This window comes from Sphaerotilus sp., assembly GCF_034519685.1.
Classification (GTDB): Bacteria; Pseudomonadota; Gammaproteobacteria; order Burkholderiales; family Burkholderiaceae_C; genus Sphaerotilus.
Window position 1 is genome coordinate 1277972 of record NZ_JAXHOF010000006.1, and the last position, 25107, is coordinate 1303078.

At 68.6% G+C, this 25107-nt stretch carries 22 protein-coding genes; 13 read left to right on the forward strand and 9 right to left on the reverse strand.

The features are described from left to right. Window position 1 precedes the first annotated feature (1 nt). The 7 genes from U5O44_RS17020 to U5O44_RS17050 all read right to left on the reverse strand — a co-directional run bounded on the left by U5O44_RS17020 (window position 2) and on the right by U5O44_RS17050 (window position 8196). Window positions 2-853, reverse strand: a complete 852-nt coding sequence (locus U5O44_RS17020) for a carbohydrate ABC transporter permease (RefSeq protein ID WP_322589594.1) — start codon at window positions 851-853, stop codon at window positions 2-4. Beyond that, window positions 853-1767: a carbohydrate ABC transporter permease gene (locus U5O44_RS17025; RefSeq protein WP_322589595.1), complete on the reverse strand. Its 915-nt coding sequence runs from the start codon at window positions 1765-1767 to the stop codon at window positions 853-855. Before U5O44_RS17025 ends, U5O44_RS17020 begins: the two co-directional genes overlap by 1 nt. 27 nt (window positions 1768-1794) lie before the next feature. Continuing rightward, window positions 1795-3033, reverse strand: coding sequence for an ABC transporter substrate-binding protein (locus U5O44_RS17030; RefSeq protein WP_322589596.1), 1239 nt, complete (start codon window positions 3031-3033; stop codon window positions 1795-1797). Between the two features lie 32 nt (window positions 3034-3065). Further along, a complete protein-coding gene (locus tag U5O44_RS17035; RefSeq protein ID WP_322589597.1) occupies window positions 3066-5084 on the reverse strand; it encodes a beta-galactosidase in 2019 nt (672 codons plus the stop codon). A 17-nt stretch (window positions 5085-5101) separates the two neighbouring features. Next, complete coding sequence (locus U5O44_RS17040) at window positions 5102-6256, reverse strand: ABC transporter ATP-binding protein (RefSeq protein ID WP_322589598.1); 1155 nt, start codon at window positions 6254-6256, stop codon at window positions 5102-5104. A gap of 64 nt (window positions 6257-6320) precedes the next feature. After that, window positions 6321-7088 carry a Fic family protein gene (locus U5O44_RS17045; protein ID WP_322589599.1) on the reverse strand — a complete coding sequence of 256 codons (768 nt, stop codon included), beginning with the start codon at window positions 7086-7088 and terminating at the stop codon, window positions 6321-6323. A gap of 7 nt (window positions 7089-7095) precedes the next feature. Next, window positions 7096-8196, reverse strand: coding sequence for a LacI family DNA-binding transcriptional regulator (locus U5O44_RS17050; RefSeq protein WP_322589600.1), 1101 nt, complete (start codon window positions 8194-8196; stop codon window positions 7096-7098). A 241-nt stretch (window positions 8197-8437) separates the two neighbouring features. On the opposite strand from U5O44_RS17050, the gene U5O44_RS17055 reads away from it, so the two are divergent. The 13 genes from U5O44_RS17055 (at window position 8438) to U5O44_RS17115 (ending at window position 22164) form a co-directional block, all read left to right on the forward strand. Continuing rightward, window positions 8438-9346 carry a carbohydrate ABC transporter permease gene (locus tag U5O44_RS17055; protein ID WP_322589601.1) on the forward strand — a complete coding sequence of 303 codons (909 nt, stop codon included), beginning with the start codon at window positions 8438-8440 and terminating at the stop codon, window positions 9344-9346. Next, window positions 9343-10218, forward strand: coding sequence for a carbohydrate ABC transporter permease (locus tag U5O44_RS17060; RefSeq protein ID WP_322589602.1), 876 nt, complete (start codon window positions 9343-9345; stop codon window positions 10216-10218). The genes U5O44_RS17055 and U5O44_RS17060 overlap by 4 nt, the downstream gene beginning before the upstream one ends. A gap of 41 nt (window positions 10219-10259) precedes the next feature. Beyond that, a complete protein-coding gene (locus U5O44_RS17065; RefSeq protein WP_322589603.1) occupies window positions 10260-11567 on the forward strand; it encodes an ABC transporter substrate-binding protein in 1308 nt (435 codons plus the stop codon). Window positions 11568-11682: 115 nt separating this feature from the next. Beyond that, a complete protein-coding gene (gene melA, locus U5O44_RS17070) occupies window positions 11683-13104 on the forward strand; it encodes an alpha-glucosidase/alpha-galactosidase (RefSeq protein WP_322589604.1) in 1422 nt (473 codons plus the stop codon). Between the two features lie 15 nt (window positions 13105-13119). Beyond that, window positions 13120-14178, forward strand: a complete 1059-nt coding sequence (locus U5O44_RS17075; protein ID WP_322589605.1) for a LacI family DNA-binding transcriptional regulator — start codon at window positions 13120-13122, stop codon at window positions 14176-14178. Between the two features lie 48 nt (window positions 14179-14226). Continuing rightward, window positions 14227-14985 carry a molybdate ABC transporter substrate-binding protein gene (gene modA / locus U5O44_RS17080; protein WP_322589606.1) on the forward strand — a complete coding sequence of 253 codons (759 nt, stop codon included), beginning with the start codon at window positions 14227-14229 and terminating at the stop codon, window positions 14983-14985. Between the two features lie 6 nt (window positions 14986-14991). Continuing rightward, the gene (gene modB / locus U5O44_RS17085; protein WP_322589607.1) at window positions 14992-15675 is read left to right on the forward strand and encodes a molybdate ABC transporter permease subunit; all 684 of its coding nucleotides are present in this window, start codon (window positions 14992-14994) and stop codon (window positions 15673-15675) included. Beyond that, window positions 15672-16757, forward strand: coding sequence for a molybdenum ABC transporter ATP-binding protein (gene modC, locus U5O44_RS17090; protein ID WP_322589608.1), 1086 nt, complete (start codon window positions 15672-15674; stop codon window positions 16755-16757). Before modB ends, modC begins: the two co-directional genes overlap by 4 nt. A gap of 201 nt (window positions 16758-16958) precedes the next feature. Continuing rightward, window positions 16959-18239, forward strand: a complete 1281-nt coding sequence (locus U5O44_RS17095; protein ID WP_322589609.1) for an ABC transporter substrate-binding protein — start codon at window positions 16959-16961, stop codon at window positions 18237-18239. 72 nt (window positions 18240-18311) lie between these two features. After that, a complete protein-coding gene (locus U5O44_RS17100; protein WP_322589610.1) occupies window positions 18312-19208 on the forward strand; it encodes a carbohydrate ABC transporter permease in 897 nt (298 codons plus the stop codon). After that, entirely contained in the window at window positions 19205-20050 is an 846-nt protein-coding gene (locus U5O44_RS17105; RefSeq protein WP_322589611.1) for a carbohydrate ABC transporter permease, read from the forward strand. Before U5O44_RS17100 ends, U5O44_RS17105 begins: the two co-directional genes overlap by 4 nt. A 19-nt stretch (window positions 20051-20069) precedes the next feature. After that, entirely contained in the window at window positions 20070-21098 is a 1029-nt protein-coding gene (locus U5O44_RS17110; protein ID WP_322589612.1) for a glycoside hydrolase family protein, read from the forward strand. Window positions 21099-21123: 25 nt separating this feature from the next. Next, the gene (locus U5O44_RS17115) at window positions 21124-22164 is read left to right on the forward strand and encodes an ABC transporter ATP-binding protein (protein ID WP_322589613.1); all 1041 of its coding nucleotides are present in this window, start codon (window positions 21124-21126) and stop codon (window positions 22162-22164) included. Here the strand turns inward: U5O44_RS17115 and U5O44_RS17120 are convergent. Beyond that, window positions 22156-23220: a LacI family DNA-binding transcriptional regulator gene (locus U5O44_RS17120; RefSeq protein WP_322589614.1), complete on the reverse strand. Its 1065-nt coding sequence runs from the start codon at window positions 23218-23220 to the stop codon at window positions 22156-22158. The two genes, U5O44_RS17115 and U5O44_RS17120, sit on opposite strands and share 9 nt — an antisense overlap. A gap of 18 nt (window positions 23221-23238) precedes the next feature. Next, window positions 23239-25089: a glucokinase gene (glk, locus tag U5O44_RS17125; protein WP_322589615.1), complete on the reverse strand. Its 1851-nt coding sequence runs from the start codon at window positions 25087-25089 to the stop codon at window positions 23239-23241. Window positions 25090-25107 lie beyond the last annotated feature (18 nt).

Below are 25107 nucleotides of genomic sequence, written 5' to 3' on the forward strand. Positions count from 1 at the left end.
CTCAGCCCTTGGTCGCACCGAGCGTCAGCCCGGCGATGAATTGCTTTTGCATCAGGAAGAAGATCAGCACCGGCGGCAGCGCGGCGACGATCGAGCCCGCCGACACCAGGTGCCACTGCGCGACCCAGATGCCGTTGAGCGAGTTCAGTCCGCCCGTGACCGGCATCGCGTGGTCGCCCTGGATCAGCACGGTGGACCAGAAATAGTCGTTCCAGATGAAGGTGAAGACCAGCACCGACAGCGCCGCCAAGGCCGGCCGCACCAGCGGCAGCACGACACGCCAGAAGATCTGCCACTCGCTCGCGCCCTCGATGCGCGCCGCCTCGATCAGCTCGTGCGGCAGGTCACGGATGAAGTTGCGCATGAAGAAGGTGCAGAAGCCCGTCTGGAAGGCGATGTGGAACAGCACCAGCCCGCCGACCGAGTCGTACAGCCCCAGGCGCAGGCTCAGGTCGCGCACCGGCACCATCAGGATCTGGAACGGGATGAAGTTGCCGCCGACGAACAGGAAGAACACCGCCAGATTGGCCTTGAAGCGGTAGGTGCCGAGGGCAAAGCCGGCCAGGCAGCTCAGCGCCACCGCACCGATCACCGTCGGGATGGCGACCATCAGGCTGTTGACGATGTAGCGCGCGATCGGCGTGTTGCGGAAGATGGCGGTGTAGTTCTCGACCACCTGCCATTCGGTCGGCCAGCCCCAGTAGTTGCCGTTGGCGATGTCGCCCTGGCCGCGGATGGAGGTCAGCGCCACCGCGATGATCGGCAGCAGCCAGACCAGCAGGGCCACGGGAAGACCGACCTTGTAGAGCGCCTGCGTGACGGGCGCCGTCTTGTGGAGCGGGGTGGGAAACATCAGGCCAGTTCCTTCTCTTGCTGGTAGATGCGCCAGAGCACGAAGGTGATGTAGACCAGCATGATTGAGAACAGCACGGTGGCGATGGCGGTGCCGTAGCCCATGCGGTAGCCGTATTCGCTCAGCGCCTGCTCGTACATGTAGTACGCCAGCACACGCGAGGAGCCGTAGGGGCCGCCGGAGGTCATGATCGACACCATGTCGAAGCTGCGCAGCGAGCCGATGATGGTGACGACGACGGCGATGAAGGTGGCCGGGCGCAACTGCGGCAGCACGACGTGCCACAGCATCGACCAGCCCTTGGCGCCTTCGAGCCGCGCCGCCTCGATCAGGTCGGGGCGCACATTGTTCAGGCCCGTGAGGTACAGGATCATGCAGTAGGCGATCTGCGGGTAGAGGCCGGCGGCGATGATCCCGTAGGTGACGAGATGCTCGTCGGACAGTACGGCGACGCCGGGCATTCCCAGCGCGGCCAGGATCTGCGTGAACAGTCCGTTGGTCGGGTTGTAGAACCAGGTGAACACCAGGCCGATGACGACCTGCGAGATCACGAAGGGGAAGAAGAACATCGACTTGACGAAGCGGATGCCCGCCACCGTCTGGTTCAGCAGCAGCGCCAGCCCCAGGCCGATCGGCACCGACAGCAGGAACAGCACCAGCCAGATCAGGTTGTTCTTCAGCGCGGTGCGGAAATCGGGGTCGCTGTACAGCTCGACATAGTTGGCGACCCCGATGTAGGTCGCCTCGCCCAGCCCGTCCCAGTCGTAGAAGCTGATCGCGATCGACTCGAAGATCGGCGCGATCACGTAGATCCCGAACATCAGCAGCGCAGGCGTCAGGAAGAGCCAAGGAGCCAGCTGGCGCTGGTGGCGGGTCCACCAGGAGAACCGCGGCGGTGAGGTTCGGGAGGTCATGGGTACTGGGTGGGCTGCGGGAGTGACTTACTTGTAGACGCGCTGGCGGACCTGTTCCAGGCGCTCCAGCACCTGCTTGCGCGTTTCCGGCTTGACCATGTAGCGCTGGAAGCCTTCCATGCCGGCCTTGGCCATCTCGGCGGGCGCGTCGCGGTCATAGAACTGGCCGAGCGCGTAGGCGTTCGACAGCATCGCGAAACCGTCCTTCAGGTACACGTCGGTTGGGCGCGTCGCATCCTTGTTCACCGGGAGCTGGCCGAGGATGGCGTTCACCTCGGTCTGCACCTTGGCGCTGGCCGCATAGGCCAGGAAGCGCTTGGCGTCGACCTTGTTCTTCGCCTTGGAGGGGATGTGGATGGTGTCGGTCGGCGCGTCCTCGGCCATCGGGACGTTGTTGATCTTCGGGAACTGCATGAAGCCGAGCTGCGCTTCGGTCAGGCCGCCCTTCTTCATCGGGTCGACGGCGAAGTTGCCCATCAGGTACATCGCGGCCTCGCCCTTGACGAAGGCGGGCAGCGCGTCCTGCCAGTCGTAGGAGGCGTGGTTGGCCAGGAAGTAGCCCGGCTTGGTCAGCTCGTCCCAGCGGTCGAAGACTTCCTGCACGCGCTTGTCGGTGTAGGGCACCTTGCCGGCGGTGAGGTCCATGTGGAACTCGTAGCCGTTGACGCGCATGTTCAGGTAGTCGAACCAGCCGCCCGTGGGCCACAGCGCCTTGGTGCCGATGGCGAACGGCGTGACACCGGCGGCCTTGAGCTTGGCACTGGCGGCGATCAGCTCCTTCCAGTCCTTGGGCGGCACGATGTTGTTCTTCGCGAAGATGTCCTTGCGGTAGTAGATGCCCCACTGGTAGTAGGTGTAGGGGATGCCCCACTGCTTGCCCTTCTGGGTCATCGAGGCGGCGGCGGACTTGAGCTTGTCGTTCAGGCCTTCCTTGGCCCAGACGTCGGAGACATCCTCGAACAGGCCGGCGTTGACAAACGGCGCCATGCGGTTGCCGGCGTACCAGGTGACGATGTCCGGGGCCTCGGCGCTGAGGAAGTTGCGGATCGAGGTCTTGAAGCCTTCATGGTCGAAGGTGTTGATCTTGACCGTCACGTCCGGGTTGGCGGCCATGAAGCCCTTGGCCATCGCTTCCCAGGCGGCCTTCGGGGCCGGGTCGGAGGCGTCGGTGTTGATGACGAGGGTGCCAGCCTGCGCGGCGCAGGCCGCGGCGGCCAGGGCCAGCACGCTGAAGCGGGCGGCGAGCGTGGTGAGGGTCTTGTTCATCTGTCTGTCTCCTGGGGAGTCCTGTGGTGGGGTCATTCCCGCCAGATCGCCATCGCTCTGGGGGGCAGGTGCGCGTCGCCCAGCACGGGCGTCGCGATCGGCGAGGGTGTCCAGTCCCGCGCCAGATCCGAGAAATTGAAGGCCATCGTCAGCCCGCCGGCGCGGCTGATGCGCAGGCCGTCGGGCAGCGGTGCCACGGTCAAACCTGCGTCCGCGGCAGCGCCGGCGAACACCGCCTGCCAGCCGGCGGCGTCCAGCCAGCCGGCGAGGTAGCGCACCGGGCCGTTGCGGGTGAGGGCGGGGCGGCCGTCCGTGAACGTCGCCAGCGTTTCGGCGCCGCGCAGCGCGAGGTCTTCGCGCCACCGGGTGATGGACAGGTCGGTGCCGTCCAGCGCCACCGGCTCGACCACGCCCGGTGGCAGCGATGCCACCCGCGTCACCTGCACCCCCGCCAGCGCGGCCAGCGGCCCCGGCGGCAATGCCGACCACGGCCCGTCCGCCGGCGGGAACGACAGGTTCACCGACTTGCTGCCCGCCCGCGGCCCGAGCACGATCTGCGCGCCATGGGCGGCGGCCGTGGTCAGCGCCGCCTGCAGGTCCGCGCCGACATGCAGCGCCGCTGGCAGCACGATCAGCCGGTAGCCGCTCAGGTCCATTCCCGCCCGCGGCCCGACGATGTCCACGTCCAGCCCGAGCTGCCGCAGCCCGCTGTAGGCGCGGAAGCTCAGCTCCAGCGGGTTGTAGTCCGCGCCCTGCGGCTGGATCTGCGCCATCCACAGCGCGTCATAGTCGAACACCAGCGCCACCGTCGGCCGCACCGCCAGCCGCAGCGCATCCGTCAGCACACCCCGCTCGGTCAGCGCCGCCAGCTCCGCGCCGACCTGCGCCGCTTCGAGCGCGCCCTGGTCCTCGGACGAATCGGGGCGCAGCAAACCGGTGTGCATCTGCTCCTGCGCAAACGGCGCCTGCCGCCAGCGGAAATAGCTCACCACCTCGGCGCCATGCGCAAACGCCTGCCAGGTCCACAGCCGCACCGTGCCGTCGTGCGGCGCCGGGTTCCAGTGCGCCCAGTTCACCGGGCCGGGCTGCTGCTCCATCACCCACCAGCGGCCTTCGCCTTGGCCGTCTGCGCCCCGGCACATGCCGCGGTACAGGTCGTGGTGGAAGGACGGGATGTCCGGGTGCCCGGTCCGTGCCCAGCGTGCCTTTTCCTCGGCGCTGAGGAAGAACATCTGCGTGAAGCCGAGCGGGTAGCTGTCCCAGGTGGCGATGTCGAGGTCCGCCGCCACGTCATGGTGGTTGAACTCGGTGAAGAAGCCCATGAAGTTGTGCGACACCGGCCGGCCCGGTGAGCACTCGCGCAGGATCGCCACCTGCTCCCGGTTGAATGCCACCACCTCGTCGGAGGCGAAGCGGCGCCAGTCGAGCCGGTGCGCCGGGTTCGCCTCGGTCACCGTCAGCGCGGGCAGGTCGATCTCGTCGAACGCGCGGTAGACCTGGCTCCAGAACACGGTGCCCCAGGCGGCGTTGAGCGCGTCGATCGTCGTGTAGCGCGCGGCCAGCCAGCGCCGAAAACCCTGCCGCGCCGATTCGGACAGGCTCAGCACGGTGTCGTGGCAGCCGTATTCGTTGTCGGTCTGCCAGGCGACCACGGCGGGGTGCTGGCCGTAGCGCTCGGCGACTGCACGGCTGATGCGGCGCGACTCGGCGCGGTAGCCGGCGTGCGAGAAACAGTAGTGCCGCCGCGAGCCGAAGCCGCGCGTGCGGCCCTGCAGGTCGATCGCCACCATGTCCGGCATCCGGTCCACCAGCCACTTCGGCGGCGTCGCGGTCGGTGTGCACAGCACGACGCCGAGGCCGGCGGCGTGCAGCGTCTCGATCGCCTCGTCCAGCCAGTCCCAGGTGAAGACCCCCGGCTCGGCCTCGATCACGCTCCAGGCGAATTCGGCAATGCGCACGACGCGGATGCCCATCGCGTGCATGCGCCGCGCGTCCTCGGCCCACTGCGCGCGCGGCCAGTGTTCGGGGTAGTAGCAGACACCAAGCTGCATGGCGTGTTTCCGGTGCGTCAGGCGGCCTGGGGCAGCGACTGGTTCTGGTCGGGGATGCAGCGGGTCAGCGCCAGCCCCTGCTCGTCGAAGAGGTGCAGCGTGTCCGCCGGCAGGCCGATCGCCAGCCGGTGGCCGGTGCTGGCGTGGGCGTGGCCGGGGGCCTTGGCGACCAGCGACTCGGTGCTGCCGCTGGCGCCGGTCATGTAGAGGTAGGTGGACTCACCCAGCCGCTCCTGCCACTGCAGCGGGCGGATGATGTGCTGCGTGGCGGTGCCGAGTTCGGTGTGCTCGGGCCGCACGCCCAGCGTCACCTTCGCCCCCGGCAACAGGCGCTGCGCATCGACCGCCGCGCGCAGCGTCTCGCCGCTGCTCAGCCGCACGACGGCGTGGTCGGTGGCGGCGCTGACCAGCGTGGCGGGCAGGAAGTTCATCTTCGGCGAACCGATGAAGCCGGCCACGAACAGGTTGCAGGGCCGGTGGTACAGCTCCAGCGGCGTGCCCACCTGCGCCACCGAGCCGTCGCGGGCCACGGCCTCGCCGCTGTTGAGCAGCAGGATGCGGTCGGCCAGCGTCATCGCCTCGACCTGGTCGTGGGTGACGTAGACGGTGCTGGCTTTGCCGAAGTCGCGGTGCAGCTTGGCGATCTCGATGCGGGTCTGCACGCGCAGCGCAGCGTCCAGGTTCGACAGCGGCTCGTCGAACAGGAACACGCCCGGCTCGCGCACGATGGCCCGCCCGATCGCCACGCGCTGGCGCTGGCCGCCGGAGAGCGCCTTGGGCTTGCGGTCGAGGAGCTGGTCGAGCTGCAGCACCTTGGCCGCGGCCATCACCTTCTCGCGGATCACCGCCTTGTCCACCTTGGCCAGGCCCAGGCCGAACGACATGTTCTCGTACACGGTCATGTGCGGGAACAGCGCGTAGCTCTGGAACACCATCGCCACGCCGCGGTGGGCGGATGGCACGTCGTTCATGCGCGTGCCGCCGATCTTCAGGTCACCGGCGGTGATGTCCTCCAGCCCCGCGATCATGCGCAGCAGCGTCGATTTGCCGCAGCCCGACGGCCCGACGAAGACACAGAACTCGCCTTGCGCGATCTGCAGGTTGACATCCCGGATCACCGGGGCGTGGTCGCCATAGGCTTTGAAGACGGAGTGGAGTTCGATGCTGGCCATGCACCGATTGTGATGCTAATAATATTAGCGATAATCGGTGAAAACCCCATCTCGGGCGATGGCCTCAGCCCGTGTGTCCCAGCGCGAACCGGTACGGCGCAAACCCCTCCCGCACGCACTCGGCCACCAGCGCGGTGAACGGTCCGGCGTCGCCCTCGATGTGCGCGGTGTCCAGCGCCTCGTAATAGGCCAGCCGCCGCTCCACGGGCAGCACGATGGCCGGGAAGCCGCACTTCAGCAATTCGAGGTTCAGCAGCAGCCGGGCCGTGCGCCCGTTGCCATCGACGAAGGGGTGGATGCCGACAAAGTCGATGTGCAGCCGGGCGGCGCGCTCGACGGGGTGCAGGGGCTGCCAGTCCGTCTCGTAGGTCTGCAGCAGGGTGGTCATGCGCTCCGGCACCACCAGCGTGTCGGGCGGGACATGGCGTGCGCCGGCGATGGTGACGTTCCAGGGGCGGTAGCGGCCGGCGTGGTCGTCGTCGATGTTCCTCAGGATCAGCCGGTGCAGGCTGCGAATCTGCCATTCGCTCAGGGGCTCGGTGCGCTGCACGACGTCCTCGACGTACAGGATGGCGTCGCGGTGGTTGATCGCCTCGAAGTGTTCGCGCAGCCGCTTGCCGCCGACGGTGATGCCTTCGAGCACGACCTTGGTTTCCAGCAGCGTGAGCGTGTTGCCTTCGATGGCATTCGAGTGGTAGGTCCAGCGCAGCACCAGCTCTTCATGCAGGTTCCGCAGCACGGGCGCGGGCAGCGGGCGCAGCGCATCCAGCCGGGCCTTGAGGAGGTCGAGATCCTGAAAGTTCAAGGGCGTCATGGGCATGGGCATGGACATGAGGGGCTCATTCGCCTCGCCGCTGCACTGACTGCCGCGCCACCAGCGGGCAGTCGATCTTGATGAGGTGCCGCCGCCCGGCGCGCTGCGGCGCGGGCGTGTCGGCCGCCACCAGCAGCGCCTCGACCGCCGCACGCCCCATCTCGTAGTTCGGCAGCACCATCGTCGTCAGCGGCGGGTGGGTGTGGCGCGAGATTTCCTGGTCGTCGTAGCCCATCACCGAGATGTCCTCGGGCACCTTCAGGCCGAGCTGCGCCAGCGCTTCCATCGCGCCGAGCGCCATCAGGTCGTTGGCGCAGAAGAGGGCGGTCGGCGGGCGCGGCTCGGCCATCAGCGAGCGGGTGGCCTCGAAGCCGGTGCCCGACATCCAGTCGCCGTCGCGCACCAGCGCTGGGTCGAACGGCAGGTCGGCGGTGGCCAGCGCGCGGCGGTAGCCCTTGATGCGGTCCTTGGCGGCCTCCATCCAGGGCTCGCCGTTGATGAAGCCGATGCGGGTGTGGCCCATCGCGATCAGGTGCTCGGTGGCCGCGTGGCCGCCGCCGACCTCGCCCGGCACGATCGTGGGCAGCTTGTGGCGCTCGTCGTGGCAGTTCAGCAGCACGACCGGCACGGTGTCGAGGCGAGCCGACAGCACATCGGGCAGCGACACCTCGCGCGTGAAGATGGTCGAGTAGACGATGCCCAGCAGGCCCGGGTGCTCCAGCAGCGCGGCGATGGCGGCGGCTTCCTGGCCCGGGTTGCCGCGGGTCACGACGACGGTGACCAGGCAGTCGTGCTCCCACGCCGCGTCGCGCGCGCCGTCGACGCTGACCACCGGGTGCGGACTGGTCGAGATCTCGTCGACCACGTAGCCGATCAGGTGGCGGCGAGCGCCCGGCGTGGTCTGCGCCGTGGCCGAGGCGGAGGCGGGCACGGGCGCGGCGGCGGGGGCCGGACCTTCGCGCCGGGGCAGCCGGTAGCCCAGCTCCATCGCGACGCTGAGCACCTTGCTGCGTGTCTCGGCCGACAGCCGCGCGCCGGTCATGTTGTTGAGCACCATCGACACGGTGGATTGCGACACGCCCGCGGCCTTGGCCACGTCGGTCATCGTCGGTCGGCGAGTGGGCATGGGGGCAGGTTTGCGGGCGGTCACGGCAAGCGGGCGGCGGGTGGGCGGCAGGTGGGGACTGAACAGCAGCCATGGTAACCAAGCCGGGCGTTCTGGCTGCTAATCGTCGCTGATGATGGTGTGCTAATAATTGGTGATAACCCCCATTGCCGGATGACACCCCGGCTCCTTAGAGTCCGCACCATTGCAGGCTAACGCGGGTTAGTTATCCGCCAGACCTGTCCCCCTTGAGGAAAATCGCATGTCCACTGCTCCTGGTCCGCTGTCGGCCTTCGGCCCGAGTCGCCGACGCGAGACGCTGACGGCGTTCGCGCTGGTGCTGCCGGCGCTGATCGGCTTCGTGCTGTTCTATGCGTGGCCAGCGTGGCGGGCGGTGGAGATCAGCCTGACCGACTGGAACCTGCTGCGCGAGCCGAACTTCGTCGGCCTGGACAACTACGCGAAGATGTGGGAGGACGAGCGCTTCTGGCACGGCATGAAGCTCTCGGCCTGGTACGTGGCGTTCAACATCCCCGTGCAGACCGTGCTCGGGCTGTTCCTGGCGGTGGTGATGGACCGGCTGGCGCGCTCGCTGTTCGTCAAGGCGGTGGTGCTGCTGCCCTACCTGCTGTCGAACGTGCTGGTGGCGCTGATGTGGCTGTGGCTGCTGGACCCGCTGCTGGGCGGCGTCAATGCGCTGCTGACCTGGACCGGCATCGGCCGCCAGCCCTTCTTCGCCGGCGAGACGCAAGCGCTGGCCACAGTGGCTGCCGTCAACATCTGGCGCCACATGGGGCTGGTGGCGCTGCTGTTCCTGGCGGGGCTGCAGAACATCCCGCGCTACCTCTACGAGGCCGGCGCGCTCGAAGGCGCCACCGAGTGGCAGATGTTCTGGCGCATCACGCTGCCGCTGCTGCGCCCGGTGATGGTGTTCGTGCTGGTGACGAGTGTCACGGGCTCGTTCCAGATCTTCGACACGGTGGCGGTGGCGACCAACGGCGGGCCGCTCGAATCGACCCGCGTGATCGTCCACTACATCGTCCAGAACGCCTTCAGCTTCTACAAGATGGGCTACGCCTCGGCGATGTCGATGACGCTGTGCCTGGTGATGGTGCTCTACACGATGCTGCAGATGCGCATCCTGCGGGCTAACGAAAACGACCTGGCATGAAACTCAACCCTTCCCGTGCCTTCGCCTGGGCCTGCCTGCTGGCGATGCTGGCGCTGACCGTGGTGCCGCTGTGGGTGGTGGTGAAGACCGCGCTCACGCCGTCGCAGGACGTGTTCAGCCAGGCCGCGCAGCTCTGGCCCGACGCGCCGACGCTGCGCAACTTCACCCGCGTGCTCGGCCTCGTCTCGCACGAGGAGAGCCTGGCGATGGGCGGCTCGGGCGCGGAGGTGCATTTCCTGCGCGCCGTCGGCAACTCCCTGCTGTTCACCGGGATCATCGTCACGCTGCAGGTGCTGACGAGTTCGATGGCCGCCTATGCGTTCGCCCGGCTGCGGTTTCCGGGGCGCGACGTGCTGTTCGGGTTGTTCGTCGCCTCGATGATGATCCCGGGCGTCGTCACCTTCATCCCGAACTTCATCCTCATCAAGGATCTCGGCTGGCTGAACACCATGGCCGGCATGGTGGCGCCGTTCTGCCTGATGTCGGGCTTCGGTATCTTCTTCCTGCGCCAGTTCTTCCTGTCGATCCCGCGGGATCTGGAGGAGGCGGCGATCCTGGAAGGTGCCTCGCCGCTGCGGGTGTTCTGGCGCATCGTGCTGCCGCTGTCCACCGCGCCGCTGGCCACGCTGGCCATGCTCACCTCGATCAACATGTGGAACGAGTTCTTCTGGCCGTTCCTCGTCGCCAAGGACGAGACGATGCAGGTGCTGACCGTCGCATTGCAGTCCTTCAAGTCCCAGACCCCGCAAGGCTCGCCCGACTGGAGCGGCCTGATGGCTGCGACCGCGCTGGCCGTGATCCCGGTGCTGGTGCTGCTGATGCTGTTCGGCCGCAAGGTGGTCGAGTCGGTGCAGTTCAGCGGCAGCAAATGAAATTTCCCCCGCCCCTGACCTCTGATGAAGGAGACAAGTCGATGAAGAACCGTCACATTGCCCTGGCCGTGGCCACCCTGCTCGCTGCGGCTGGCAGCGCCCACGCCGTCGAGATCAAGTACGTCCTGTGGGACTCGAACCAGCGCCCGGCCTACCAGAGCTGCGCCAACGAGTTCCAGAAACAGAACAAGGACATCACCATCAAGATCACCCAGCAGGGCTGGGACGACTACTGGACCGGCATCTCCACCGGCTTCATCTCCGGCACCGCCCCGGACGTGTTCACCAACCACCTGGCCAAGTACCCCGAGTTCGCCAAGAACAACCAGCTCGTCGACCTCGCGCCCTTCATCCAGCGCGACAAGGTCGATGTCGGCATGTACTCCGCCGGCCTCTACGACATCTGGGGCCGCGGCGGCAAGCAGTTCGGCCTGCCCAAGGACTGGGACACGATCGGCATGATCGTCAACATGGACCTGGCCAAGAAGGCGGGCGTCTCGGCGGCTGACCTCCAGAACATGACCTGGAACCCCAAGGACGGAGGCAGCTTCGAGCAGGTCGTCAAGAAGCTCACCACCGACGCCGCCGGCAACAGCGCCGCCTCGGCCAAGTTCGACAAGTCCAAGGTCGCGGTCTACGGCTACCAGAACCCGGGCTCGGGCGGCATGATGGGCCAGACCGAGTGGAGCCACTTCGCGGTGTCGAACGGCTTCAAGTTCCAGGACAAGCCCTGGGACGCCAAGTATTACTACGACGACCCGAAGCTGGCCGAGACGATGGCGTGGCTGGCCGGTCTGTCGGGCAAGGGCCTGTCGGCCACCGCCGAGGACGTGAGCAAGCTCGGCTCCGACGCGATGTTCATCGCCGGCAAGGCCGCCATCGTGCCGCAGGGCTCGTGGATGATCACCCACTTCGCCAGCAACGCGAAGTTCCCCTACGCCTGGGTGCCGCTGCCCAAGGGCTCGATCGGCCAGCGCGCCACGATGTTCAACGGCCTGGCCGACTCGATCTGGGTCGGCTCGAAGAACAAGGAAGAGGCGTGGAAGTGGGTCAAGTTCCTCGGCTCGCCGGCCTGCCAGGACATCGTGGCCCGCGCGGGCGTCGTGTTCCCGGCGGTGAAGGGCATGCCGGAGAAGGCGATCGCGGCGCAGAAGGCCAAGGGCGTCGATTCGTCGGCCTTCCTGGAAATGACCAAGGGCAAGACCTTCCTGGCCCCGATCGCCGACAACGGCTCGCAGGTCAACGACATCATGGACAACGCCATGCAGGCCATCCTGCGCGGCAAGGGTGAGGCCGCGGCGGTGCTGAAGGACGCGGGCGCCAAGGTCAACGTGGTCGTCAAGCAGTAAGCCCCAGCCACCCGTCCTGATCTGTCAATTTCTGTCTCCTCGGGCCTTCGCCGGCCCAGGTTCACCGGCCCGTCACGTCCAGTCCGGGCCGGTTTTTTTCAAGGACACCCCGTTCATGACCGCCCCGAACCGTCGCCTGAAGATCACGCTCATCGGTGCCGGCAGCACCGTGTTCACCCGCAACCTGCTCGGTGACCTGCTGTCCTACCCGGAACTGGCCGGCGCCGAGATCGCGTTGCACGACATCGACGCCCACCGCCTCGGCCTGTCCGAGCAGGTCGCGCACCGCATCGCGGGCGCGCTCGGCGTCTCGCCCGTCATCACCGCCAGCACCGACCGCCGCGCCGCGCTCGACAGCGCCCGCTTCGTGCTCAACACCATCCAGGTCGGCGGCTACAAGCCCGCCACCGTCACCGACTTCGAGATCCCGAAGCGCTACGGCTTGGAGCAGACCATCGGCGACACGCTGGGCATCGGCGGCATCATGCGCGGCCTGCGCACCATCCCCGTGATGCTGGACATGCTGCGCGACATGGAGGACGTGTGTGCCGACGGCGCCGTCCACCTGAACTACGTCAACCCGATGGCGATGCTCACCTGGGCACTGAACCGGGCGTCCACCCGCATCCCGACTGTCGGCCTGTGCCACAGCGTGCAGCACACGGCGGCCGAGCTGGCCCGCGACCTCGGCATCCCGGTGGACGAGATCGACTACCACTGCGCCGGCATCAACCACATGTCGTTCTACCTGCGCTTCGAGCACCGGGGCGTGGACCTGTACCCGCGCCTGCGCGAGATCCACCGCACCGGGGCGATGCCGGACTGGAACCGCGTGCGCTACGAGATGCTGCACCAGCTCGGCCATTTCCCGACCGAGTCCAGCGAGCACTTCGCCGAGTACGTGCCGTGGTTCATCAAGCAGGGCCGCGAGGATCTGCTGAAGCAGTTCAACATCCCGCTCGACGAATACCCCGGCCGCTGCCAGGTGTTCGAACACGCCTGGCCCTACATCGAGCGCGAGCTGCAGACGCCCGGCTCGCAGGACAGCGCCGCGCTGCTAGCCCAACTGCGTGCGGCGAACATCCATGTCATGCCGCGCGAGATCGACGGCGCCGGCCAGATGATCGACGGCCTGCGCCAGATCACGCGCAGCGTCGAGTACGGCAGCGCGATCATCCATTCCATCGTCACCGGCCAGCCGCGGGTCATCAACGGCAACGTCCTCAACGACCGGCTGATCGACAACCTGCCGGAGGGCTGCGCGGTCGAGGTGCCGTGTCTGGTGGACCACCACGGCGTGCAGCCGACGCGGGTCGGGCGGCTGCCGGTGCAGCTCGCGGCGCTGATGCGCACGAACGTGAACGTGCAGGAGATGGTGGTGGAGGCCATCCTCGGCCAGCGCCGCGACCATGTGTACCATGCCGCGATGCTCGACCCGCACACTGCGGCGACGCTCGACCTGTCGCAGATCCGCGCGATGGTCGACGAGCTGCTGACGGCCCACCGCGCGGTGCTGCCGGAGTTTCTTCACCCCTGACGATCCGATCTCGCCATGCCGCCAGCCCCGCTCCTGACCACGTCGCCCACCAGTGCCGAGGTGGCCCGCAGGGCCGGGGTGTCGCGCACGACGGTGTCCTTCGTGCTCAACGGCGTGCGCAACCGCGGCATCAGCGAGGCCACCCACGCCCGCGTGCTGGCGGTGGCGGACGAACTGGGCTACCGCCCCAACATCGCGGCGCGCACGCTGGCGGGTGGCGCGTCGGCCACGGTCGGTCTGGTGATGCCGCAGGCGACCCACCTCTACGACGACGTCTTCCTCGCCCACCTCGTCGGCTCGATCAACGAGGCGTGTCACCGCGCCGGCCTGAAGATGCTGATCGAGTCCACCGACGGCGAGGGCCGCGAGCCGGGCGGCTTTGTCGATCTGGTGCGCAGCCGGCGCATTGACGGGCTGATCGTCGTCAACCTGCGCCGCAGCGAACATGACCACCTGCGCCAGATCGCCGCGGCTGGCATCCCGCTGGTCGTGCTGGGCAGCGGGCGCGACGGCACGGGCGACTTCCACACCCTGGGCACCGACAACCACCGCGGCGCCACGCTCGCGGTCAACCATCTGCTCGACCTCGGGCACCGCTGCATCGGGCACGTCGGCTTCGCACCATCGGAATTCCACTCGGTCCACGGGCGCGAAAGCGGCTGGCGCGATGCCCTGGTGGCCCGCGGCCTCACGCCGGCACCGTCCTGGGTCGCGCACGCCGACATCAGCGCCGATAGCGGCTGGCGGGCGACACGCGAGCTGCTGGCGCGTGGCGTGCCGTTCACGGCGCTGTTCGTCGGCAACGACACGGTGGCCTTCGGCGCGTTGCGGGCATTGCGCGAGGCGGGGCGGCGTGTGCCGGACGATGTGGCGGTGGTGGGCTACGACGACCTGCCGCTGGCGCCGTTCGCCGAACCGCCGCTGACGACGATCCGCACCGATCCGATTGCCCACGGGCGCGAGGCGATGGACCGGCTGCTGGCGCTGATGGCGGGGCAGGGCGGGGTGGCTGCGCACCGGGACATCGGGGCGTCGCTGGTGGTGCGGGTGTCGTGTGGTGCGGGTCGCCGGTGACTGGCTGGTGACTGGTCGGTCCGCGTGTGCTGCACGTAGACTCCCGGCATGACCGATCCTGTTGTCCGAATGGCCACGGCGCTCGCGCTGGCGCTGGGTGCTGTGCCTGCACAAGCCGACGAAGTCCTTGTGGCCGTCGCTGCCAACTTCGCCGCCCCGATGACCCGTCTCGCCGAGGCGTTCACCGCCGCGACCGGCCACACCCTCAAGCTCGCCAGCGGCTCCACCGGCAAGTTCTACAGCCAGATCGTGTCTGGGGCGCCGTTCGAGGTGCTGCTGTCCGCGGATGACACCACGCCGAAGCGCCTGATCGCCGAGGGCCATGCGGTGGCGGGCAGCGCGTTCACCTATGCGGTCGGGCAGCTCGTGCTGTGGAGCGCCACGCCGGGGCTGGTCGATGCGCAGGGGGCGGTGCTCGCTTCGGGGCGTTTCCAGAAGATCGCCATTGCCAGCCCGAAGACGGCGCCGTACGGCCGTGCCGCGATGGAGGTGCTCGTCGCGCTGGGTCTGGAGGGGCCGCTGTCGCTGAAGCTGGTCACCGGCGAGTCGGTCGCGCAGGCCTACCAGTTCGTCGCCACCGGCAACGCCGAACTCGGCTTCGTCGCGCTGTCGCAGGTGAGCGTGCCGGGCAAGGCGCCGGTGGGGTCGATGTGGCGTGTGCCGGCCTCATTGCACGCGCCGATGCGCCAGGACGCCGTGCTGCTCAAGGCGGGCGCGGGCAAGCCGGCGGCGGCCGCGCTGCTGCAATGGCTGCGCACCGAGCCGGCGCAGGCGGTGATCCAGTCCTATGGCTATGTGCGTGGATGAGTGTGAATGAGCGACGCTGACTGGAGCGCCATCCGCCTGACCGCCACGCTCGCGGCGGTGACCACCGCGCTGCTGCTGCTGGTCGGCACACCGCTGGCGTGGTGGCTGGCGCGCACCGGCTCGCGGCTGAAGCCCGTCATTGGCGCCGTGGTGACCCTGCCGCTGGTGCTGCCGCCGACGGTGCTGGGCTTCTATCTGCTGCTGCTCACCGGCCCGCACGGCGCGGTCGGGCAGATGACCGAGGCCTTCGGGCTGGGGCGGCTGCCGTTCACCTTCGGCGGGCTGGTGGTGGCGTCGGTGCTGTATTCGATGCCCTTTGTCGTGCAGCCGCTGCAGCAGGCCTTCGAGGCGATCCCCGAGGCGCTGCTCGAAGCGGCGGCCACGTTGCGCGCCGGACCGTGGGACCGCTTCGTCTCGGTGGCGCTGCCGCTGGCGCGGCCGGGGCTGCTGACCGGCGCGGTGCTCGGCTTCGCGCACACGGTGGGGGAGTTCGGCGTGGTGCTGATGATCGGCGGCAACATCCCCGGCGAGACCCGTGTGCTGTCGGTGGCGATCTATGACCATGTCGAGGCGGCCGAGTTCGCCGACGCGCACCGGCTCGCGGCGGGCATGGTGGCCTTCGCGCTGGTGGTGCTGGTGACGCTCTATGCGATCCAGCGCTCGGCGCGCGCTGCGGAGGCGCGGCGGTGATCGAGGCGCGGCTCACGCTGGCGCGGCGCGACTTCGTGCTGGAGGTGGCGCTGGCCTTGCCGTCGCAGGGGGTGAGTGCGCTGTTCGGTCCGTCGGGCTGCGGCAAGACGACGCTGCTGCGCGCGCTGGCCGGACTGGAGCGGGCGACCGGACGGGTCGCGCTGAACGGCCAGATCTGGCAGGACGACGCGGCTGGCGCTGTCTTCGTGCCGACCCACCAGCGCCCGATCGGCTACGTGATCCAGGAGGCGGCGCTGTTCCCGCACCTCGACGTGCGCCGCAACCTCGACTACGGCCAGCGCCGCATCGCCCCCGCCGAGCGCCACATCGCGCTGGACCAGGCGGTGGAGCTGCTCGGCATCGGCGCGCTGATGGAGCGCCGTCCCGCCACGCTCTCCGGCGGCGAGCGCCAGCGGGTGGCCATCGCCCGTGCATTGGCGACGAGTCCGCGGCTGCTGCTGATGGACGAGCCGCTGGCGGCGCTGGACGCGGCGCGCAAGGCCGAGATCCTGCCCTACCTCGAACGCCTGCACCGTGCCATGGCATTGCCCATCGTCTACGTGACCCATGCACTGGACGAGGTGGCGCGGCTGGCGGACCACCTGGTGCTGCTGCAGGCCGGGTGCGTGCTGGCCGAAGGCGGGGTGGCGGACCTGTTCGCGCGCACCGACCTGCCGCTGGGCCGGCAGGACGAGGCGGGCGCCGTGCTGGAGGCGACCGTCGCCGCGCACGATCTGCCCTATGGCCTGACGCGCATTGCCGTGTCCGGCGGCAGCCTGTGGCTTGGCGCGGTCGAGCAGCCGCCGGGCACGCCGGTGCGGGTCCGCGTGCTGGCCCGCGATGTCAGCATCGCCCGCGATGCGCCGCAGCACAGCAGCATCCTGAACGTGCTGCCGGTGACGCTGGAGCGGCTGGAGGCCGAGGGGCGCACGGTGCTGCTGCGGCTGCGCCTGGGCGGGCGCGGTGACCCGGCGGCGGCCACGCTGCTCGCCCGCATCACCCGCCGCAGCGTCGACACGCTGGGGCTGCAGCCTGGCGACCGGCTCCACGCCCAGATCAAGGGTGTGGCCTTGATGGGCTGACGGCGTGTTGCGCCGCAGCGCCTGTCCGCTGCCCATTCGCCGTCCATCCGCTCCGTGTTTTCCCTCGTTGCGGGTCCAACCCCGGGGAGACCGCGTTGACAGGCCGAAATCGATTGCGTTAAATTGTGCAGGTGGCAAGTAATACGATTTACTCGCGCCTCTCGATGCCCGAAAACCACCAACTCTTTCCGGAGTGAGACGATGAAGTTCAGCCCCAAGCTTCTGGCCGTGGCCGCCCTGCTGGCCGCCTCGCAGGCCGCCCTGGCTGCCGACGTGCTGCGTGTCTGGCACCACGGCGGACGCGCCGACAACGAGCGCGAGCGCATGGCGCAGCTCATCGAGAAGTGGAACAAGGCCAACCCCGGCACGCCCGCCAAGCTGGAGATCCAGCCGGAGGGCTCCTACAACGAGCAAGTGCAGGCCGCGGCGCTGTCGGGCAACCTGCCCGACCTGCTGGACCTGGACGGCCCGAACTACGCCAACTACGCCTGGTCGGGCTACATCGCGCCGCTGAACGGGCTGGTGTCGGCCAAGACGCTGAGCGACATGCTGCCCTCGCTGATCAACCAGGGCACCTACCCGCCGGACGGCAAGATCTACTGCCTGGGCCAGGGCGACTCGGGTCTGTCGATCTGGGGCCGCAAGTCGCTGCTGGAGGCCGCCAAGGTCCGCATCCCGAAGGGCGTCGATGACGCCTGGACGGCCGCCGAGTTCGAGGACGCGCTGGCCAAGCTGTCCAAGCTGCCGGGCATGAAGTACGCGCTGGACGTGAAGCTGAACTACGGCCAGGGCGAGTGGTACACCTACGGCTTCAGCCCCTGGGTGCAGTCGATGGGCGGTGACCTGATCGACCGCAAGAGCTGGAAGGCCGACGGCACGATGAACGGCCCGGCCGCCGTCAAGGCGCTGACGATGCTGCAGGGCTTCGTCAAGAAGGGCTACATCGCCCCGGCCAGCGAAGGCGACGACAGCTTCTACGGCAAGAAGATCACGGCGCTGTCCTTCGTCGGTCACTGGATGTGGCCGGCGCACAGCAAGGCTTTCGGCAATGACCTCGTGCTGCTGCCCATGCCCAAGTTCGGCGCCAAGGCGGTCACCGGCAACGGCGGCTGGGCCTGGTCGATCAACGCCAAGAGCAAGCAGAAGGAAGCCACCGGCAAGCTGCTGGACTTTATGCTGAGCACTGACAGCGTGGCGGAGCTGTCCACCGCGATGGGCGGCGTGCCAGGCGTGAAGTCGGCGGCGCCGAAGGTCGAGCTGTACAAGGCGGGCGGTCCGCTGTCGCTGTACATCGACCAGCTCGCCAAGGTCAGCGTGGCCCGTCCGGCCCACCCGGCCTATCCGACGATCACCGCGGCGTTTGCCAAGGCCGTGGCCGATACGGTCGATGGTGGCGACGTGAAGAAGGCGCTCGACACGGCGGCCAAGAAGGTCGACCAGGACATCGCCGACAACAAGGGCTACAAGCCGTTCGGCAAGTAAACCCCTGGTTGTTCGGGCCGGCAGCGATGGCGCTGCCGGCCCGGTTGTCTCGATGGTCCCGAAGGATTCCCCATGCTTGCCGTGCGACAGCAGACCACGCTGCGCCCGTGGCTGTTTCTCAGCCCGGCGCTGGCGCTGATCCTGCTTTTCATCGTGCTGCCGTTCCTGTTGACGGTGGCGTTTTCTTTCACCGACCAGCGACTGGTCCCGAACCCGAACATGCCGACCGAGTGGATCGGCTGGCGCAACTACGCGCGTGTCTTCGAGAACGAGGACTTCGTGCGCACGCTGCTCAACACGGCGTACTTCACGGTGCTGGTGGTGCCGCTGCAGTGTGGCCTCGGGCTGGCAGTGGCGATGCTGATCAACGCGAAACTGCCGATGCGGCAGCTGTTCCGCGGTATCTATTTCCTGCCGACCGTGATCTCGATGGTCGTCGTGTCGGTGATCTGGTTCTCGCTGTTCCAGATGAGCGGCTTCTTCAACACGCTGCTGAACGCGCTGACCTTCGGCCTCGTCGATCCGGTGGACTGGCTCGGCAACCCGGCGACCGCCATGCCGGCGCTCGTGCTGATGTCGGCCTGGCAGGGGTTCCCGTTTCAGATGGTGGTGTATCTGGCGGGACTGCAGAGCATCAACACCGACCTCTATGAAGCCGCGCGGCTCGACGGCGCCAACCGCTGGAACGAGTTCTGGCACATCACCTTCCCGGGCCTGCTGAACACGCACATCCTGGTCGTGATGACGACGACCATCCTGGCGTTCAAGCTGTTCACCCAGGTCGAGCTGCTGACCAAGGGTGGCCCGTCCGGCGTCACCGACACGCTGGTGCGCTTCATCTATCTCACCGGTTTCCGCGAAGGCAAGGTCGGCATCGCGGCCGCCGCAGCGGTGGTGTTTTTCCTGATCGTGCTGGCGATCAGCATGGTCCAACGTCGCCTCGTCAAGGAAGAGAGGGCCATCGAATGAGCACCCGCGTCGAGAGACTGTTTCTCATCATCATCGCCTTGGTGCTGCTGGCCTTCGTGCTGGCGCCGCTGATGCTGATGGTCGCCACCTCGCTCAAGGCCGACGAGCAGCAGATCCTGCTCGACTTCGGCAACTGGCGTGCCTTCTGGGTCGACCCGTCGCAGATCTCGCTGGAGAACTTCCGGCAGGTGCTGAACGACACCACTTCGCCGGTGCCGCGCTACCTGATGAACTCGGCGCTGATCGTCGTGAGCATCGTCGTGTTCGGCGTGTTCGTGAACTCGCTGGCGGCGTATGCGCTGGCGCGGATCAGCTTCCCCGGCCGCAACTGGATCGTGGTGGCGGTGATCTCGCTCATCATCATCCCGATGGAGGCGCTGGCGGTGCCGATGCTCTTGATGATGAACCAGGTCGGCTGGGTCGATACCTACCAAGCCCAGATCGTCCCCTTCATCGCCCACCCGTTCTCGATCTTCCTGTTCTACCAGTTCTTCGCCAAGATCCCGAAGGACTACGACGAGGCCGCCTTCCTCGATGGCGCCTCGCACCTGAAGATCTACTGGCAGATCATCATGCCGCTGTCGCTGCCGGCGATCGCCACGGTGGCGATCCTGCAGAGCCTGGAGTACTGGAACGCCTTCCTGTGGCCGCTGATGGTCACGCGCGGCGCGGAAGTGCGACCGGTGGCGTTGGCACTCGCCCAGTTCTTCGGCACGCCGCCGCCGATCTGGGGTGACGTGATGGCCTTCTCGGTGCTGATGTCGGCGCCGGTCCTGGGGGTGTATCTGCTGTTCCAGCGCTGGTTCATCCAGTCGGCCATGGGCAGCGGGGTCAAGGGCTGAGACCCGGGGGAAGGCGACGATGCTTGCACTGCAAGACCAATGGATCTGGGACTTCTGGACCCACCGCGTCGGCGAGGTCGGCGACAGCGGGGAGACCTGCTGGCACATCTGGTTCCTGAAGGCGGACAAGTCGCTCGGTGACGAGTCCTTGCGCCACTGGAACGTGACGCAGGGCCATGCGGTCAGCACCGACCTGGTGAACTGGACCCACCTGGGCACCAGCTTTGCGCCGGCCGCCTCGCCGGCCTGGGACGACAAGACGGTGTGGACCGGCTCGGTCGTGCGTGATGATGCGGGCGGCTGGCACCAGTTCTACACCGGCACAGGCTCGGCTGAAAACGGCCGCCGCCAGCGCATCGGCCACGCCACCAGCGTGGACGGCCACCACTGGCAGCGGGTTGGCGACGGCCTGGTGCTGGATCTGGTGGATGGCGATCCAGTCAGCGCGCTGTACGAGGAATACGTGCTGCCGGACGGTGGCCCGTGGGACGGCCGGGCGATGCGCGACCCGTGGGTGATGCGCGACCCGGACGGCGAGGGCTGGCTGATGGTCTTCACCGCCCGCGTGCCGGGTGGCGAGGAGCTGAACACCCGCGGCGCGATCGGTCTGGCGCGCTCGCCGGACCTGCAGACGTGGACGCTGTGCCCGCCGGTGTTCGCCGGCGACTTCGGCCAGCTCGAAGTGCCGCAGGTGTTGCAGATCGGTGGGCGCTGGTACTGCTTCTTCTGCAACGCCGGCGAGCACTGGTCGCAGGATTACGCCGCGCGGCACCTCGCCGCCAGCGGCCAGTCGCCGGTCTGGGGCACGCACTACCTGATGGCCGAGCACCCGCTCGGGCCGTGGCGGGTCGGGCCGGCGCCGTTCCTGGATGGCGACCTGCCGTGCCGCCGCTACGCCGGGCGCATCGTCGAGACCGATCAAGGCCCCGCGCTGATGGCGTTCCACTACTGGCAGGCCGACGGCACCTTCGCCGGCACGGTCTGCGACCCGATGCCGCTGGGCGTCGATGCGGATACGGGTGCGCTCTCGCTGCGCCCGTCCCGCTGAACATTCGACATACGAGGAGGCCGACATGGCCAGCGTCACACTGCGGGGCATCCGCAAGTCCTACGACAACAGCGTCGAGGTCATCAAGGGCGTGGATCTGGATGTCCGCGACGGCGAGTTCATGGTCTTCGTCGGCCCGTCGGGCTGCGGCAAGAGCACCATGATGCGCATGATCGCCGGGCTGGAAAGCATCACGGCCGGCGAGCTGAAGATCGGCGACCAGGTCGCCAACGACCTGCCGGCACCGATGCGCGGCGTGGCCATGGTGTTCCAGAGCTACGCGCTCTATCCGCACATGACCGTCGCCGAGAACATGGGCTTCAGCCTGAAGATGGCCAAAGTCCCGAAGGCGCAGGCCAGAGAGCAGGTCGAGCAGGCCGCCAAGGTGCTGCAGATCACCCACCTGCTGGACCGCACGCCCAAGGCGCTGTCCGGCGGCCAGCGCCAGCGCGTGGCGATCGGCCGCGCCATCGTGCGCAAGCCGGCGGTGTTCCTCTTCGACGAGCCGCTGTCGAACCTGGACGCCGGCCTGCGGGTGCAGATGCGCGTCGAGCTGACCAAGCTGCACCGCGAACTCGGCTCGACGATGGTCTACGTCACCCACGACCAGGTCGAGGCGATGACCATGGGCGACCGCATCGCCGTGTTCAACGGCGGCATCATCGAGCAGGTCGGCACGCCCCTGGAGCTGTACCAGCGCCCGGCCAATGTCTTCGTCGCCCAGTTCATGGGCAGCCCGAAGATGAATGTGCTGCCGGCGGCCACCGCCGCGTGGCACCCGGCGGCGGCCGGGGCGTCGCAGGTCGGCATCCGGCCGGAGTCGCTGGTGCCGAGCGATCCGGCGGCGGGCCAGCGTGGCTGGGCGGCGCGCATCGACCTGACCGAGCACCTGGGCGACACGGTGCTGGTCTATGCGCGTGTGGACGGCGTCGAGCAGCCGCTCAGCCTGAAGCTGTCCGCAGAAGAGGCCGGTCCCTGGCAGGCCGGCATGGCGGTGACGCTGAGCCCGAAGCCGGGCGCGCTGCACCTGTTCGACGCGCAGGGCCGGCGCAGCGGCTCAGTCTGAGCGGCGGCGGGCCACCGAGGCCCGCTCGACCAGCGGGCAGTGCAGCAGCGTGCGCCCGCGTGGCAGTGGTTCCACGCCCAGCAGGGCGCGCATGCCGCGCCGCCCCATCTCGTGGTGCGGCAGCTGCATGGTGGTGAGCGTCGGGCGCAGGTGGGCGGCGATCACCTCCTGGTTGTCGAAGCCGAGGATCGACAGGTCGTCGGGAATGCGCAGGCCGAGTGCGCGTGCCGCCTCGTAGGCGCCCATCGCGGCGCGGTCGTTCAGGCAGAACAGCGCGGTCGGCCGGTCCGGGCGCTGCAGCAGGTCCATCGCGCCCTCGAAGCCCGCCTCCTGCCAGCCATGGATTTTCACCAGCAGCGCGGGGTCCGCCGCCAGCCCGGCGTGCGCGTGCGCATCGCGCCAGCCCTGGATGCGCAGCGTCGCTGCCACCGAGTCGTCGAGGTTGTCGATGACGCCGATGCGGTGGTGGCCGTGTGCGAGCAGGTGCGCGGTGGCTTCGAGGCCTCCGCGGTGCTCGTCCGGCACGACGGCGGGGACGCGGTCGTCCTCGCTGTAGGCGTTGACCAGCACCACCGGAAACCCCGCCAGCAGCGGCGGTAGCGTGATCGCCTTGTGCGACATCGCCGCCAGGATGATCGCGTCCACCTGGTGCTGTAGCAGCGCGCCGAGGGCCTCCTGCTCCAGATCGCTCTGGTGGTCGGTGTTGACCATCATCAGGATGCGCCGGTGCTGCCAGGCCACGTCCTGCGCGCCGCGCACGATCTGGCCAGCGAACGGCGTGGTGGCGATCTCGTCGGTGACGAAGCCGATCAGGTTCGAGGTGCCCTGGCGCAGGGCGCGGGCCATCGCGTTGGGGCGGTAGCCGAGGCTGGCCACGGCCTGCCAGACGCGGTCGCGGGTTTCCTGCGGGATGCTGACCTCCGCGCGCTTGTTCAGCACGAAGGACACCGTGGTCTGCGAGACCTGCGCCGCGCGGGCGACGTCCTGCATGGTGATGCGCGCCGGGCGCGGGCGCGGTGGCGCAGAGGGTGGCTGGGCAGCAGGGGATTCCGACATGCCACGCAGCTTAGCGGCTCAGCGGCTGTGCGAGCTGAGCGAGCCGAAACGCTGGTCCTGCTGGTGTGCGAGGGCCTGCCCGATCAGGGCGCGCCGCTGCAGCGCCAGGTCGCTGACCAGCGCGTCGATCATCACCGTCTGCATCAGCCGCGACACCATCGGCACCAGCGCCTGCGCATCGTCCGGGTGGTCGACCGGCAGCACGATGTCGGCCAGCCGTGCCAGCTCGCTGCGCTGCGGACACATCGTGATCACCCGGGTGCCGGCGTGGCGGGCGCGCGCCACCGCCTCGTTGATCGAGTCCAGCTCGCCCGAGTTCGACAGCACCAGCAGCACATCCTCGGCGCCGAGGTAGATCGAGGTCAGGTTCTGCTGCTGCGCGTCGGTGCGTGCCAGCGCGGCCAGACCGAGCCGGCCGAGCTTGTGCTGCGCGTCCTCGGCGGCGAGGGCGGCGCTGCCGGTGCCGTAGACCTCGATGCGGCGCGCAGCGGCCAGCGCGGCCACGGCCCGCTCGAACACATCCGGGTGCAGCCGGTCGCGCAGCCCGATCAGCGCCGAGATCGAGTTGTCGAAGACCTTGCCGATGCGCTCGGCGGTCGGGTCGTCGGCGCTGACCTCGCGGTGGGCGACCTTGGTGGTGCCCGACAGGCCCGAGCCCAGGCGCAGCTTGAAATCCACCAGCCCCTTGAAGCCCAGCGAGCGGCAGAAGCGCATCACGGTGGGCGTGCTCACGCCGCAGCGTTCGGCGATGCGGGCGATCGAGTCGCTCATCCAGGCGCGCGGCGCGGACAGCAGATCCTGCGCGACGATGCGCTCGGCCGCCGAGAGCTTGTCCATCGAGGCGCGGATGTCCACCAGCAGCGGGCCGGCGCCGTGGTCGGCGGTGAGGTGGTCGTCGAGCATCGCGGAGGCGCCGCGCAGGCCCGCCCGCGGCGCCGTCACGATCCAGGTCGGCACGCGGGCCAGCCAGGGCTGGAAGCGCCCCTTGGCCTCGAAGCGGGCGCGGAAGGCCGATTGTGCGAAGAAGCCAGCGATCTGCGGCACGATGCCGCCGCCGATGTAGACGCCGCCCTGCGCGCCCAGGGTCAGCGCGAGGTTGCCGGCGGCGGTGCCCAGCATGGCGCAGAACATCGACAGCGCCTGGTGCGCCACCGGGTCCGGCACATCGGCGAGTGCCGCTGCCGAAATCTCCGGTGCGCGGCGGCTGGCGGGCTGGTGGCCGCTGCGCAGGGCGAGTGCCTCGTAGGTCAGCTCCAGCCCGGAGGCGGAGATCAGCCGTTCGCCCGAGACATGGCCGTAGCGCTGGCGGGCATGTGCCACGACGAGGGCCTCGTCGGCATCCTGTGCGGCGTAGCTGGCGTGGCCGCCCTCGGTGGTGAGGCTGACGTTGCGGTCCTGGAACGGCACCAGCGCCGACACGCCCAGCCCCGTGCCCGGACCGATCACGCCGATCACCGCACCGGGCAGCGGATCGCCGCCGCCGATCTGGATGCGCTCGTGCGGGTCGAGCCGGGTCAGGCCCATCGCGAGTGCGGTGTAGTCGTTGATCGCCAGCAGGGTCTGCAGGCCGAAGGTGCGCCGCATGGCCTCGACCGAGAACTCCCACGGGTGGTTGGTCAGCTTGATCTGGTCGCCCGAGATCGGGTTGGGCAGCGACAGCGCGGCATGCCGCACGCGGGCGATCTGCTGTCCGTGCAGGAAGGTCCGCACGGCCGACTCCAGGCTGTCGTGGGTCGCGCAGGCCAGCACGGCCGTGCCGCCGAAACACCCCGGCGCCGTCTCCAGCGCGAAGCGGATGTTGCTGGCCCCGACGTCGGCCAGCAGGCGTGGTCCGTCGGGATAGGGCAGTGCGGCTGGATGAGGACTCATGGTGATGAATGGTAATGA

What these genes read in the sequence shown, in the direction of transcription:
- U5O44_RS17050 (WP_322589600.1), bottom strand. Translation starts at nt 8,196, where the DNA reads ATGCCCACTCGCCGACCGACGATGACCGACGTGGCCAAGGCCGCGGGC.
- U5O44_RS17115 (WP_322589613.1), top strand. Translation starts at nt 21,124, where the DNA reads ATGGCCAGCGTCACACTGCGGGGCATCCGCAAGTCCTACGACAACAGC.
- U5O44_RS17025 (WP_322589595.1), bottom strand. Translation starts at nt 1,767, where the DNA reads ATGACCTCCCGAACCTCACCGCCGCGGTTCTCCTGGTGGACCCGCCAC.
- U5O44_RS17095 (WP_322589609.1), top strand. Translation starts at nt 16,959, where the DNA reads ATGAAGTTCAGCCCCAAGCTTCTGGCCGTGGCCGCCCTGCTGGCCGCC.
- U5O44_RS17105 (WP_322589611.1), top strand. Translation starts at nt 19,205, where the DNA reads ATGAGCACCCGCGTCGAGAGACTGTTTCTCATCATCATCGCCTTGGTG.
- U5O44_RS17035 (WP_322589597.1), bottom strand. Translation starts at nt 5,084, where the DNA reads ATGCAGCTTGGTGTCTGCTACTACCCCGAACACTGGCCGCGCGCGCAG.
- U5O44_RS17020 (WP_322589594.1), bottom strand. Translation starts at nt 853, where the DNA reads ATGTTTCCCACCCCGCTCCACAAGACGGCGCCCGTCACGCAGGCGCTC.
- modB (WP_322589607.1), top strand. Translation starts at nt 14,992, where the DNA reads ATGAGCGACGCTGACTGGAGCGCCATCCGCCTGACCGCCACGCTCGCG.
- U5O44_RS17120 (WP_322589614.1), bottom strand. Translation starts at nt 23,220, where the DNA reads ATGTCGGAATCCCCTGCTGCCCAGCCACCCTCTGCGCCACCGCGCCCG.
- modA (WP_322589606.1), top strand. Translation starts at nt 14,227, where the DNA reads ATGACCGATCCTGTTGTCCGAATGGCCACGGCGCTCGCGCTGGCGCTG.
- U5O44_RS17110 (WP_322589612.1), top strand. Translation starts at nt 20,070, where the DNA reads ATGCTTGCACTGCAAGACCAATGGATCTGGGACTTCTGGACCCACCGC.
- U5O44_RS17100 (WP_322589610.1), top strand. Translation starts at nt 18,312, where the DNA reads ATGCTTGCCGTGCGACAGCAGACCACGCTGCGCCCGTGGCTGTTTCTC.
- U5O44_RS17055 (WP_322589601.1), top strand. Translation starts at nt 8,438, where the DNA reads ATGTCCACTGCTCCTGGTCCGCTGTCGGCCTTCGGCCCGAGTCGCCGA.
- U5O44_RS17075 (WP_322589605.1), top strand. Translation starts at nt 13,120, where the DNA reads ATGCCGCCAGCCCCGCTCCTGACCACGTCGCCCACCAGTGCCGAGGTG.
- glk (WP_322589615.1), bottom strand. Translation starts at nt 25,089, where the DNA reads ATGAGTCCTCATCCAGCCGCACTGCCCTATCCCGACGGACCACGCCTG.
- U5O44_RS17030 (WP_322589596.1), bottom strand. Translation starts at nt 3,033, where the DNA reads ATGAACAAGACCCTCACCACGCTCGCCGCCCGCTTCAGCGTGCTGGCC.
- melA (WP_322589604.1), top strand. Translation starts at nt 11,683, where the DNA reads ATGACCGCCCCGAACCGTCGCCTGAAGATCACGCTCATCGGTGCCGGC.
- U5O44_RS17060 (WP_322589602.1), top strand. Translation starts at nt 9,343, where the DNA reads ATGAAACTCAACCCTTCCCGTGCCTTCGCCTGGGCCTGCCTGCTGGCG.
- U5O44_RS17045 (WP_322589599.1), bottom strand. Translation starts at nt 7,088, where the DNA reads ATGTCCATGCCCATGCCCATGACGCCCTTGAACTTTCAGGATCTCGAC.
- U5O44_RS17040 (WP_322589598.1), bottom strand. Translation starts at nt 6,256, where the DNA reads ATGGCCAGCATCGAACTCCACTCCGTCTTCAAAGCCTATGGCGACCAC.
- U5O44_RS17065 (WP_322589603.1), top strand. Translation starts at nt 10,260, where the DNA reads ATGAAGAACCGTCACATTGCCCTGGCCGTGGCCACCCTGCTCGCTGCG.